This window comes from Citricoccus sp. CH26A, assembly GCF_000224415.1.
Classification (GTDB): domain Bacteria; phylum Actinomycetota; class Actinomycetes; order Actinomycetales; family Micrococcaceae; genus Citricoccus.
The window spans coordinates 154,162-166,319 of the sequence record NZ_AFXQ01000001.1 but is presented as its reverse complement, the minus strand read 5'-3'; the positions used below and the strand labels follow the sequence as shown (position 1 = coordinate 166,319).

The following is a 12,158-nucleotide window of genomic DNA, read 5'->3' as shown; positions in this document are numbered from 1 at the left end:
ATGGAAACGCAAGGGCGACGGATCGTGGTGCGGGTGGCATCAGACGGCACGATTGCAGCAGAGACCCAGGGAATTAAAGGCGCTCGCTGCCTCGATTACATCGAAGTGCTTGAAGCACTCCTGAAGGCAGAGGTGACATCGAGCGCATTTACCGCCGAGTACAGAGCAATAAACGCACGAGAACCGAGTGAGAGTCATCATGACGTTCAGCAGTTCTGAGCCAGTCAAAAACACCCCGGAAGCCAAGCTGGCGAGTAAAAGCTGGCGGTATCTCAATTCGTGGTGGATCCTTCCACCAGTTCTGTCCTTAGGCCTCTTGGGATGGTTGGGATTCCTCATTGCCGGGATACAAACCGGCAAGAAATCGTATCTAGCTTTCGCCGCGGGCTACGCTGCAGCACTGGTTGGAGCTTTAGCCGCGCCGGCCTTAATTCTGGTGCCGTGGCTTGTGCCCACGGTCCATGCGGCCCTCGTTAACGGCACGTATTTGCAGGAGCTCGCAAGGTCGCCTTCCGCCAATTCCGGCGGGTCCCAAACTCCCCAGGGCCTGCAGCCACCACCCGGGCGGGCTGCCAACCAAGAAAGGCCTCGCCATGCGACAGCCTCCACCTCCAAAGTTGATCCGGATCCAGCAGCCTATTGGGCCCACGACCGACAACTTGATCGACCATCACCGCCATCGCCTGGCATGCGTCGAACCGGAGAGACAGGTACGGCTTACGAGCAAGGCGGCGCGATCAACGTCTACATCGACACCGCAACCGTCGCGGACTTGACTCAACTACCTGGAGTCGACGCCGCACTGGCTCAGCGGATCGTGGCCGCCCGTGATGCGCGGAACGGTTACCGGAACTTTGAGGACCTCGTCGATGCTGCAAAGGTGCCGCCGCACGTGGCGCTCAAGATTCGCGACCATCTGCTGTTCAAAGCCGGAGGACACGGTCCGGGACAGGCAGGAAGCGGCCGTGTCGTCGACTTCTGATCCAATCCGGGTCGGCCGAGTCGTCCCCCACACCTCCGCCGAAGGGCCGGGAGTGCGGTTTGCCATCTGGGTCCAGGGATGTTCCATCCGGTGTCACGGTTGCTTCAATCCGCATCTCTGGTCGACTAGCGGCGGAGTAACCATGTCGGTCGACCAATTGACCGACGCCGCGATCGCCTCCGGAGACGAGGGAATAACTCTTCTGGGTGGAGAACCGTTCGAACAAGCTGGCCCTCTAGGGATCATTGCGCAACAGGTGCGAGAGGCGGGCCTGTCAGTGATGACATTCACCGGTTACACCCTCCCGCGGCTCCGTTCCCGAGCGACTTCGAACCAGGAGATCGGCAGGCTGCTTAATGCCACTGACCTCCTGGTGGACGGGCCCTACATAGCCTCGAAGCCAGACCATGAACGACCCTGGGTAGGCTCCACCAATCAGCAGTTCCACCTCCTCACAGACCGGTACCGCGCCCTCGCCGAGAATCTCCCATCGGAAACCGATCGCCTTGAGATTCGCATAGCTCCCGATGGTCTTATCTCAGTCAATGGATGGGCTCCAACCACAACATTGGAAAAACTGCTCGCCGAAGACTTCGACCCCATCGGAACGAACAGCGGGCGCATTCACGCGCAGTTAGCTACTAGGACATCCTCACCAGGCGATTCGTCCATTAGTCCCCGGTCCAGCCGCCCGGTGTCGTCCGAGTAAGGACTTCGATCATGCACCCCGATAATGAACAGGCCGCACTGATAGCTCTGGCTGATCTCCAGCAGCGAATGATAGCTGCTGGGATCGATGCTATGGCGGCCCCTGCTGCTCGACACCTGAGCTCAACCTACCGTGAGCTAGCGCTCGAGTGGTTGGAGCGTCTGGAAATGTACAAGCGAGCCTGGCCGGGCTGGTTCAATCTCGACGCCAGCTCGGTTGCACAGCCTCTGGTTCAGCACCTTTCCATGCACGCAGACTGGGTTGAAGCCCAGGGTGACCGGACTTCAGCAACTGCCCTCCGAGCCGAGGCTGACCAGCTCGCTGAGAAGTATCTATCCGGCGTTCCCGCCGCACGCCTCGCCCTGACACGCGCCAAGGAGGCGGCAGCGGCCGGCCGCTTCCACGACGCAATCGTGGGACTACAGCGCGCCAAAGAAATGTTCGTCAGTGCGTCACATCCGATCGAAGCTGCGCAGACCGTCTCCGACCTTGCCAACGTATACGAGTGGCTAGGGGATTTCAGCCGCGCCCTGAATACCTGGGGGGAGGCACAACTTCTCGTCGATGACCGCTTGGCTCTCGGTGTGCCAAGTAAGGCACAGGTGGCGGAAGCCATCAGAAGACAGCTCGAGAGGATTGCAGCTGGCGAGCCGGTCGGGGACGCCTCGGGAGAAGATGCCCTAGCTCTGCGGAGGCTGCACTACGAGGCAGTGCAAGGCCGAGCGCGCGTCAATCTTAAGCTCGGTCATCCTGAGATGGCACGCCCCCAATTTGAAGAAGCCCGGCAGTACGTGGACGAGTTCGCCCCCGGAGCGATCGACTTTTATCTGGCAGCGACCGCTCTGGAAGTCGGAGACCTGGACAAGGCAACCCGGCTGCTGAACACGGTCTCCTTGCACTTTGAAAGCGGCCTGATGCGCCCTCGTCGAGGAACCCTGCGCCGCTTGCAGGCGGACGTCGCCCACCAGCGGGGCACCTATGCGGAAGCCTTGAATTTGGCCTCTGACGGATTGGCCGATCAAGAGGCATACCCGGATCTGGATACCGCGTGGAAACTCCATTGGCGTAAAGGTCGTGCCCTCGCTGCCATGGGTCGCCAAGATGAAGCGCTTTCCGCTTACCGGCAAGCGGCGGCGGATGCGGACACGCTGCGGCTGGCCCCGCTGGGCTACCAGCTCGACACCTGTTTCATCCGTGACAAGCTGCCGATGCTCCACGAGGCCATCGACTTGGCACTGGCCATGAAGGCCGACGTCGTGACGATGGAGCTGGTTGAATACCTTAAGGCTCGGGCACTGGCTGCGGTTCTCAGCACACCTCCCCAGCCAGCCGACCACGACACCGAGCAGTCGAGGTTCGACCAGCTCTCGTTGGCCATCGATGCCGTGAATTTCGCCGACTACGCCGGCATCGCCCAAGTCGAAGACTTGCGGCATCGTGAGGAGTTGCTCAAGCAGCGCCGTGCTCTCTTGGAAGAGATCAGGCTCAAGGACCCTCGATGGCGCGGTCTGCGAGTTCCTGCGCCGCCAGACATCGAGTCCATACACCACCAGCTGGCAGCCTCTCGGCGTCTCGCCCTCATCCTTCATCTCCGTGGCGATCGGCTTATTGCTGGACTGCTGGGAGGACCTGAAGGCGTGGTCGTGGACGAGCGCACGTGGGACGACAACACCCATCAGGCAGTCAGACAATACGCCGCCAACCTGACACGAGTTAACCCGGACCACACCATCTATGACCTGTCCGAGCAGGGCGGTGTCGACCTGGTTGATCTGTTGCCAGCGAGTATTTCACGCGCATTGACCGGCGCTCTCTCGTCTGCATCCGTCGTTCTCGTTGTGCCTCATGATGTCCTCCATCTCCTCCCTTGGGCGGCCTTGAAAATGAAGGGCCGCCGGTTGTTCGACTCGGCAGCTGTGGGGCTCTTGCCGAATCTCGCCGCCCTGGCCATTGAGGATGGATCGGTTCTGTCTTCGCCTCAGGTCGCGCTCATCGGCGATCCCGACTACACGGGCCTAGAAGAAACTTACTCGCCTCTTCCTGAAGCTGCGGCGGAGCTATCGGACCTCGAAGCGCTCTATGGCCCCGAGAGGTTGATCATGCCGCCCGCGCGCGGTAAGCACGCCACCGAGGCCGCGTGTCTTGAACTATTGAGGCGACCTGAGGGAGAAAATGCGATCCTCCATGTGGCCTGCCATGCCGATATTGACGAGGAGGAGCCGCTGGCAAGTGCACTGATCCTCTCCAACTCGACGCTGGATGCCGGCGAGATCATTCAGCGCCGCTGTCCCTACCCCGAAGTAGTGCTCAGTGCCTGCAGCACCGGCTGGCGACCCCAGACGGCGCACGAGATGACACTCGCAGGAGACGACGCCCTCGGACTGGTCGCATCATTCCTCGAAGCTGGCGCGCGCTCTCTGTTGGTCAGTGTCACGAAGGCCAACGACCAGGAATCCCGACGGTTTACGACAACATGGCATCGCTACCGGCGGTCCGGTCGCAAGCCGTTGGAAGCATTCAGAGCTACACAACAGCAACTGGAAGGCGGTCCAGTATATCTCTGGGCAGGCATGACCCTCTATGGAAGTCGATAGTGGTCGACCACGGAATGAGGAAGCAAAGTGAACGAAGATATCTACATCGTTCTGCCGGGAATCACCGGGTCAGTCCTCCAACGGGGCGAAAAGGATGTGTTCGGACTGACCGCCGAGGCGGGATTGCAGGCGTTGTTCAGCGGCGGCCGCAGTCTCGATGATCTCCGAGTGGACCTGCATGCACCACCCGGCGAGCGTCCGAAAGACGGAGTTAGTGCCGCACGGGTGGCGCCCGACGCCCACTTAATTCCAGGCCTGTGGAAGATCGACGGCTATGGCGCACTGGGAACGCACGTTCGTACCGTTCAGCACTCAGAGGAAAGAAAAACTACTTCGAGTTTCCCTACGACTGGCGTCTAGACAACCGCATCGCAGCGCACGATCTGCATGCCCAGGTCACCACATGGTTGAGTACACGCCGACGGAAGCATCCGGAAGCCAAAGCCGTTCTCCTCGCCCATTCCATGGGCGGGCTAGTGTCGAGGTACTACCTCGAAGTCCTCGGAGGATGGCGAGACACTCGAGCACTAGTCACGTTCGGAACTCCTCATCGTGGGTCCTTAAACGCACTGGACTTCCTCGCAAACGGGATGCGCAAGGCCTTCGGCTTGGTGGACCTGACGTCGCTGGTACGAAGCCTACCGTCCGTGTACCAGTTATTGCCGATCTATCCGTGCGTCGACATTGGCCAGGGGAAGTTGGAGTACCTCACGGATGTTGCCGACCGCATTCCCGGAATTGACCCTCAGGCCGTTGTGGCGGCTAGAGCATTCCATCAGGAGATCGAAGATGCGGTGAATCGGAACGCTCAATCAGAAGAATACCTTCAAAGCCAATATGGACTTTCCACCGTCATTGGAGCCGAGCATCCAACCAAGCAGTCGGCCGTGCTGACTCCATCAGGCCTGGAAGCACTCCTGACGCATAATGGCCAGGATCTTAAAGGAGACGGGACCGTCCCACGCCCTGCCGCGTCGCCTATGGAGTGGAAAGACGACCGCGCCGCGGTCTTCTCCGGCACTCGCCACGGCAGTCTCCAGAATGCGCCGTCAATACTCTCCCACACGGCCGGCTGGCTGGGGTCCTCGGACGTGGATCTGTCCACGTGGCGGAACGCTGGCCCTGTCAAGCTGTCAGTGGATTTGGACGATGTGTATCCCGCTGGTGAAGGTATCGCTTTCACAGTCACGCCGAGTCGAGCCACGCTAACCCTGCGTTACCAGCTCGATCAGTTGACGGAAGTGACCCCAGGCCCCGCAGAGTCCCGTGCCAGCCACGGTAAGGGCCCCATCACAGGCAAAGTGGCGGCGACTGACGGCACGAACTACATCGATATCCCCGCCCAGCCGCCCGGGCTCTACCGCCTCAGCGTAACGGGAGACAAGCGTGTAGAGCCGGTGAGTGATCTCGTGGTGGTGGCTCCTCGCTGACCGTGGCGGTAACCGGACCATGGAATGGCGTTCTTAGGTCTCTGTACGGGCGACTTGCTGGGCTCATGCCAGCTCATTCAGGTCACCACAGTGACGACGAAGGCCGCCTGAGAGGGACAACCAGTCCAACTGTATAGACGGCCCGCAAGAGAACGGGGAGTGGCGAGTGAGCAGACCCAGGAGTCAATCGAGCATCCAGACGCGTCCGTAGTGGGAGGGTACCGTGAAGGCAGTTGGTTGACCTTCCGGCACGGCATGGAGGTCGTGGATTCCGTGGAGCCTCTCGCGGTAGTCGCCTGCGCGGGGAAACCAGAAGGAAGTGGCCTGCTCCTGTTCGGTGAAGTTCAAGGCCACCAGGGCATAGCATTCATCGGTCCAGTGCGAGAACAGCAGTAGGCCGCGGGACTGCCACTGGTCCCAGTGATTATGGAAGTAAAACTGCCCGCGCCGGAAGACATCGTGGTCGGCTCTCAGCTTCAAGAGACAGCGGCACAGGGTGATGAGAGCATGGCCGGGGCCGTCGTAGAAATACTCCCAGCGCATCGGCCGGAGCCGGCCGATGCGAGCATATCCGTCGCTGGGGATGTCATAGCTCTCCCCGATCTCTTGGCCCTGCCATAGCAAGGGCACGCCCTTGGCCAGGAGCAACGCGATCAGATAAGGCTGGAGCCGGTACCAGTGGGATCGGTCCGCCTCGCGTATGACGCCCCCGAGAAGGTCGTGGGTGCCGAACCGGCACAGGAACCGGGAATGGTCGTGGTTTTCCAGGTATTGGAATACGGTCTTGGGATGGATTTGCCCGTCGTGGACGATTACTTCCTCGTAATTGGTCAGGCCCAACTGCAGCCCGAGGTCGGTGAGCCGTCCCCAGTCGCCACTGGCGACCCCTTGGAAAGCCCCCAGCGTTTCATTCTGCCAGGCGGCATTCGAATAGGTCTTCTCTACCGCGTCCACGGGGTGCTCTAGCTGTTCTGCGCATTGGATAAGCCGGAGGGGTTCATCGCTGACGAAGAAGCGTTGCCAGTGCCCAGTCCCCTGCTGTTGCTCCACCCGTCGGTAGGTGTGATACACGAGGTTGGCGTAGCCGACGCCGGCCGGGCCATCCCAGTAGTTGGGCACGCAGTCATAGCGGATGCCGTCGATGTGATACCGGTCGAGCCAGTAGTCGTTGACGGTGAAGTAGAAATCTTGGACGAAGGTCCTGCGATAGTCGACGCTGGGCCCGAACATGTCCTTGGCGAAGGAGCCCATGAACGGGTTCTCGTGGTAGCCGAGGCGAGCGTAGACGTACTCGTAGGCGAAGTGGCTGCCCGTGTGTCCGTGGATCATGTCCAGGATCACGGCGATGCCGTGTTGGTGGGCGGACTCGACGAAGCGCTGCAAGTGGCGTCGCTTGCCGAAGCGCTCGTCCGGTCCGAAGGGACCGATGGGCTCGAACCCCCAGTCGATGCTGCGCGCCACGTTCGCCACAGGCATCAACTCAATACAGCTGACCCCCAAGTCGCGAAGGTACGGCAACAGATTCTGCGCACCGACCAGGTCCCACGAGAACTCGTGGAGCATGATTTCGTAGACCACGAGGTCACGCAGGTGAGGTGTCTTCCACACCTTCTCACTGTCAGCCCAGACGTGTTCCTCATAATCGAGGGTGAAAGCCGACTGGTGGCCAACGCCGTACTCGCGAGCATATGGATCAACGATCCAGTCCAACGGCGTGTCTAGGAGGGGTGACTCGAGATCGTAACGGTAGAGATACCGCCCCGGCTGCCCGAAGTGAGAACCGCCATCTTCTGGCACCAATTTCACGGTCCCGGACCAGTAGTCTCCGTATGTGGCATCTAACCCGTGTTGAAGTTCAAAGCGCCGTGCTTTCACGGTTTGCAGGAACTGGTCTTGCTCGTGAATCAACTTCACGAAGAGCCGGTTTCCGTCATGCGCGGAGACCCATGGCAAGAGGAAACCGAAATGGACCTCTCCTTGCTTGATGTGGGGTCCCAGCTTGTCCAAAGGCAAGAGTTGCATGGAAACTCCTGAGTAGAATTCAATCGGCCAGATGGTGCTGGACCGGGCTCTCCATGGAGATGCGCTGGAGCGTGTCGCGCGGTGGCCGACGGAGGAAGGAGCGCCTTGACGCCGCAGCCCAGCCGGCTGGGCGGCCATCCACGGAGACTTCCTCAAAGTGGTGGTCAATGGCTATACCGAGGCCCTCGGACTCCTCGACGTTCGCCGCGACGCCTCAACCAGCACCGAACCCGACTCCTGAACCAGCTGCAAGAAGAGCGAGCACATTCGGGGCCTGCTCGACGAGCACTCAACCGCACTGACCGGAATTTTCGGTATCACACCCGCCTCCGCCTCGCGCACCGGCACCGAAGGCCCGAGCCGATTCCCCACATCTGGGGTCTTCGCCATCTACAGCGGCACCGTCCCGGTCGAGATCACCGGTGCCGACGACAGCCGGTACCGGCATTCCCGTAACGGCAACCGCGAGTTGAACTCGGCCATCCGCTCCGTGGCCCTCATCCAGATCCGCCCCAACTCCAGCCCGGAACACGCGTACTGTTTGAGAAACACGCAGGCTTAGCCGCGGCTTAGGAGTATTGCAGCGTTCGCGCAGCGCCCTGCTGGCGCTGGAGCGTTGTTACAGCCCGGATTGGTTTAGCCTGGTGGCCCCTCTTGGGTGACGCTGGCTGACTCCTTGGTGTGATCATTCAGTGGTTCCTTGGCCTCGAGCAGTTCGTGCAGAATCTGTATGGCACCCGACATTCGTGTCAGCGTGTCCCGCAGGCGGGCCTGTTCCAAGTTGGCTTCCTGCCACCGACGTTCACCTATCTCGATTTCTGTTTTCAGCTCAGCTAAACGCGCCTTGATGAGATCTTCCATTTACGGATCCCCTTCGCTCGGTGCCATTGGAATATGAAGACTCACGGGTATAGGCACCTAGAGTTCAGCAAGTGCCACTTCTTCGGGCGCTTATCTCCTGCCGTTGTCGTTTTCCCTCCATCGCTAATCGTATACCCGAGACGAATGCTTGATAGATGCCCCATAAATTATGTATCTAGTTTATGGACAAGTGCCGTTATCGGCCCGACTGTTTCTTATTGATGCATCGCCGCCTAACGGATGAATCGCATTTTATGCGGAATCATAGACACGCCCTAATCCTAAACAGCTCGACCTCTACAGGCTCCGAGCGAAAGCCGCCAATCCAGCAATTCGCTGCCTTCAGATACTCGAGTGCTTGCGCACCAGCGCTGGCCCAATCGATGATGGACAGGTTCCTGAGAGATGCGTTCAAAACCAAACCGACCGGTCATGAGTTGACGGATTCGAGTTCATCGCTGTGCGCGTTTGATTTGTCGATTTCAACTTCAAGTTCTTCGACATCCATGCGGACGCCCTTTACCTCCCAGTAAAATTTCTGGCTGCGTTGCCCACCATCCAGGGTTCGAACTGTAAAACGGCCGTCTTGGACCTCAGAGACGCCTAGGGGAGATACATTAGGCCGTTCGCCCATCAAGGGCGTGACTTGCACTGTTCTGTTCGCCGGACGGACGAGAGCTTCGAAGTAATTTGGCAGCATGACTTCTGCGCATCCGGTGGCGTCCGTAGTGGCCTCCCCTCGATAGTAGACACCAGCTTCAGGACCCTCGATCGACGCATGAACGAGCTGCCGCTTATCGGGCCACAACGGATGGTCGATCACGAATTTCTTATGCCCGCTTATTCTTAACTCCTTGCCTTTGATCTCCCCCGAGGCGTACATATGAATAGGAGATGTATTTGCGTCTCTTCCACCGACGTATACACCCCCTCGTGCAAACACGTCGTGACATCCCATGTTTCCGCTATTTTGAATGTCGGCCGACGGACTTCTTGCATCACCGATGTATACCCCTCCTCCTGCGATGAGGTCCCATGTGTGTGTATATGTGCCAGCCAGATTGCCTTGAGCAGTAAGATTGCCTTCAGTCGTCAGGTTTCCTCCGCCTGCTGCTTTGCTGATAAGTATTCCTTGCTTGTGCGATAGGACGAGCATTTTTTCGCCGGCAAGGTTCATTTGCCCGGCCGCGTTGAATGTTCGGTCGCCGTCTATGGTTATGTCGCCATGTATGGCGAGGTGCCCGGGGGCGCCGCCGCCGATATGGACGGGAGTGCCGGTGTCCCAGTTCAGGTATAGCCCCTCAGGTTCGTCGTTGTCCCCGCGCTTGCCATTGATGCGCCGCGTCTTCAGTATGCCGTCGCCGCCCGCGCCAACGATCACCGTACTGGGGGCGGTGAACCTCACGACGCGGTCTTGTTCCCGGTCGCCTCCACTGATACGTAGCATCTCGGTGACGCCGTTTGTCGGACCCTTTGTGTGGAAGGTTAGATAAGAGCTAGCCCCGCCGCTCGAGGTAGGGGCGAGCCGTGCCGAGATTGTGGCCAACCGGATGGCTTCCTGGGTTTCGCTCATACCCCATAGGTTCAGATTCGGGCCTTGGTCACCCGCGGCTGTACGCCCATCTAAGAGGTTCAGCGTGTCCCAGTCGTCGTGCCGCAGGGCAGAGCCCATGGTGCTGGCCGCAGTACCGAACTCAGCGAAGTCGGTATTGACGCCGATGGGTCCGGAGGCGTACCACCGATCCAATGTGCTCATCGTGTTTTCCTTCCGCTATTTGATGTCGAACTCACTGTGATGGGTTGTTGGGGTCGAGGACATCGAATTCCAGCCCACTGCTGCCCTGACGGCTTCCTGCTGACTTTTGGCGGGCCATCCAGAGGAAGGTTTGGCCGTTGCTCCAGCGTGCGTACTGATAGGACCGGGTTAGTCGTGCGCCTTCTCGGGGTATTTCTTCGTCGTGGATGGTCAGGGGGTTGGCTTGTAGAGACCGGTGCGGTTCCAGGATTTGCCCTCGTGGTTGCCCGCCGCGCACGAAGTGCAGGGCAGGTTTGCTGCTGTCGAGGCGGGTGGGGAAGAGGGGCAGCCAGTGTTCGGGGGGATCAGTGGCTAGTCGGTAGCGTTGCGCTCGGGGCTGGCCGAGATGGGTGTCGGAGTTACTCGACGATGGTTCCTGGCGAGCATGGTCGAAGGATTCGGCGCGGTTGAGTGCGCGGCCGGTTGGGGTTTCGATGACTTTCTCGATGGCCCACGACATGTTCGCCATTTCGTCGCGGGCGAGAAATACTTCCTCTACCGCTTCGCCGTGGAGGCTGGTACTGAGTGTGGGAGGCAGGAACATGCCCTGGCTAGCTGGGTCTGGGGCTCCTGTGATTCGGAACATGTCCCACTCCGGGTCATCGGCATCTCCCGTGGTGTCGACCTGACGTGCGCTGGGTACCAGGGTGCGGTCCCCGAACGTGTCGGTCACCACGAGCCACTGGACGCGGCTCCACGCGCCGACCGGCATGTCGACGGGAATGATGAACCAGCCGTCGCCGTAGACGAGGGCGAATTCGACGAGCAATAGGTGTGCCAGTTGTTGGACGCCTGCCGTGACGGCCCCGAAGTCCACTCGCGCGTCTTCGAACTCCCAGTAGCGGGAGGCCGGCATACCGGGATAGTGCACTTGGGATGGGATGACGGTGCGGTGGACGGTTTCTGCTTCGGGGTCAGGCCAGGGCCAATCGATGAGGTCTTGGCGGGTCCCACCCAGTGTGGGGCCGTGGGTCTGGTCGAATGAGTACCAGTCGAGATGCCCACCATGATGCTCGGGGATCGCGAGTACTACTTCTCGATCGCGGGTGGGTACGGATACCGTGGCGGTGTACTCCATACGACTGGGGAGCCAGGCTCTGTTGGGTTGTCGCATCGGGGGTTCAGTCACCAAGGTGTCGTACCAGTGAAGCCATGCCTCTATCCCCTCGTCTACGGCGCGGCGGCTAGCGGGGTCCAGGCTTTCGAGCCAGGTTCGCCAGGTGGTGGAAGCTGCGGTGACGCGGCTCTTCAGCGACTCTGTGAGGTCGTCGAAGGTGTCGGGGCTTTGCTCTCCTCTCACTACCCAGGCCAGTAGTTCACCGTCGGGGACCCGACGTCCGATCGTGTCACCAAAGCGATTGATTTCTTCGATGAACTGTCCGTCCGTCGTCGCTGGTGCTTCGAGGGGGAAGTGGTGCACTAGATGTGTGCGATAGCCCAGGCTTCCAGTGGGATCCAGGTGTCGGAGTAGGTGTAAGCCGGCCTCGGCGGCTAGGTCGAGGCGCAGGTTGCTGTCGGCTCGTACGGGCTCACACTCGATGACAGCTTCGAGCGGGATCATTGCGTCCAGCGCTGCGGCTGGAGCGTCTGCAGCCGCATAGCGGGTGGCCGGAGTGCAGTCCAGGCGCAGGTCTGCTTGTACCGGGGTGCCGCCGTCGGATCCCCAAAACTCGCCGAGTTGCCACTGCCGTGTCAGCATCCAGAGGGGGTCGTGGACGCTTGCTTGTAACCCAGTGTGGAGACTATCTGTGCGTGTAACTGGTTC

General features: G+C 60.2%; 11 protein-coding genes and 1 pseudogene. 8 read left to right on the top strand and 4 right to left on the bottom strand.

Going from position 1 to position 12,158, the window contains the following annotated elements:
* The 7 genes and pseudogenes from CITRI_RS18690 (at position 1) to CITRI_RS18670 (ending at position 5,715) form a co-directional block, all read left to right on the top strand.
* Positions 1-219, top strand: coding sequence for a DUF2997 domain-containing protein (locus tag CITRI_RS18690; RefSeq protein WP_010142619.1), 219 nt, complete (start codon positions 1-3; stop codon positions 217-219).
* Positions 200-982, top strand: coding sequence for a helix-hairpin-helix domain-containing protein (locus CITRI_RS18685; RefSeq protein ID WP_083843157.1), 783 nt, complete (start codon positions 200-202; stop codon positions 980-982). Before CITRI_RS18690 ends, CITRI_RS18685 begins: the two co-directional genes overlap by 20 nt.
* The gene (locus CITRI_RS18680; RefSeq protein WP_083843156.1) at positions 870-1,691 is read left to right on the top strand and encodes a 4Fe-4S single cluster domain-containing protein; all 822 of its coding nucleotides are present in this window, start codon (positions 870-872) and stop codon (positions 1,689-1,691) included. The genes CITRI_RS18685 and CITRI_RS18680 overlap by 113 nt, the downstream gene beginning before the upstream one ends.
* Before the next feature lie 11 nt (positions 1,692-1,702).
* Positions 1,703-4,285 (top strand): CHAT domain-containing protein, encoded by a 2,583-nt coding sequence (locus CITRI_RS18675; protein ID WP_083843155.1) that lies wholly within the window; start codon positions 1,703-1,705, stop codon positions 4,283-4,285.
* Positions 4,286-4,312: 27 nt separating this feature from the next.
* Positions 4,313-4,645 carry a hypothetical protein gene (locus CITRI_RS19755; protein ID WP_192807881.1) on the top strand — a complete coding sequence of 111 codons (333 nt, stop codon included), beginning with the start codon at positions 4,313-4,315 and terminating at the stop codon, positions 4,643-4,645.
* Positions 4,543-4,899 (top strand): annotated as a pseudogene (locus CITRI_RS20530) (esterase/lipase family protein); the annotation flags it as partial. The gene CITRI_RS19755 and the pseudogene CITRI_RS20530, both read left to right, overlap by 103 nt.
* A 33-nt stretch (positions 4,900-4,932) precedes the next feature.
* Positions 4,933-5,715, top strand: coding sequence for a hypothetical protein (locus CITRI_RS18670; RefSeq protein WP_237708948.1), 783 nt, complete (start codon positions 4,933-4,935; stop codon positions 5,713-5,715).
* Positions 5,716-5,898: 183 nt separating this feature from the next.
* Here the strand turns inward: CITRI_RS18670 and CITRI_RS0100715 are convergent, their stop codons facing one another.
* The gene (locus CITRI_RS0100715) at positions 5,899-7,737 is read right to left on the bottom strand and encodes an alpha-amylase family glycosyl hydrolase (RefSeq protein ID WP_010142614.1); all 1,839 of its coding nucleotides are present in this window, start codon (positions 7,735-7,737) and stop codon (positions 5,899-5,901) included.
* A gap of 265 nt (positions 7,738-8,002) precedes the next feature.
* Between CITRI_RS0100715 and CITRI_RS20525 the strand changes: the two genes are divergently transcribed.
* Positions 8,003-8,299, top strand: a complete 297-nt coding sequence (locus CITRI_RS20525; RefSeq protein ID WP_083843153.1) for a transposase — start codon at positions 8,003-8,005, stop codon at positions 8,297-8,299.
* A gap of 74 nt (positions 8,300-8,373) precedes the next feature.
* Here the strand turns inward: CITRI_RS20525 and CITRI_RS18660 are convergent, their stop codons facing one another.
* From CITRI_RS18660 to CITRI_RS19200, 3 genes are all read right to left on the bottom strand, one after another.
* Entirely contained in the window at positions 8,374-8,598 is a 225-nt protein-coding gene (locus CITRI_RS18660; RefSeq protein WP_083843152.1) for a hypothetical protein, read from the bottom strand.
* Between the two features lie 430 nt (positions 8,599-9,028).
* Positions 9,029-10,354, bottom strand: a complete 1,326-nt coding sequence (locus tag CITRI_RS19205; protein WP_141565875.1) for a hypothetical protein — start codon at positions 10,352-10,354, stop codon at positions 9,029-9,031.
* A 31-nt stretch (positions 10,355-10,385) separates the two neighbouring features.
* Entirely contained in the window at positions 10,386-12,092 is a 1,707-nt protein-coding gene (locus CITRI_RS19200; RefSeq protein WP_141565874.1) for a hypothetical protein, read from the bottom strand.
* Positions 12,093-12,158 lie beyond the last annotated feature (66 nt).

Excerpts from the sequence above, each read along its gene's own strand:
- CITRI_RS18690 (WP_010142619.1), top strand. The coding sequence starts at position 1 with ATGGAAACGCAAGGGCGACGGATCGTGGTGCGGGTGGCATCAGACGGC.
- CITRI_RS18660 (WP_083843152.1), bottom strand. The coding sequence starts at position 8,598 with ATGGAAGATCTCATCAAGGCGCGTTTAGCTGAGCTGAAAACAGAAATC.
- CITRI_RS18680 (WP_083843156.1), top strand. The coding sequence starts at position 870 with ATGCTGCAAAGGTGCCGCCGCACGTGGCGCTCAAGATTCGCGACCATC.
- CITRI_RS0100715 (WP_010142614.1), bottom strand. The coding sequence starts at position 7,737 with ATGCAACTCTTGCCTTTGGACAAGCTGGGACCCCACATCAAGCAAGGA.
- CITRI_RS18675 (WP_083843155.1), top strand. The coding sequence starts at position 1,703 with ATGCACCCCGATAATGAACAGGCCGCACTGATAGCTCTGGCTGATCTC.
- CITRI_RS19200 (WP_141565874.1), bottom strand. The coding sequence starts at position 12,092 with ATGCTGACACGGCAGTGGCAACTCGGCGAGTTTTGGGGATCCGACGGC.
- CITRI_RS19205 (WP_141565875.1), bottom strand. The coding sequence starts at position 10,354 with ATGAGCACATTGGATCGGTGGTACGCCTCCGGACCCATCGGCGTCAAT.
- CITRI_RS18685 (WP_083843157.1), top strand. The coding sequence starts at position 200 with ATGACGTTCAGCAGTTCTGAGCCAGTCAAAAACACCCCGGAAGCCAAG.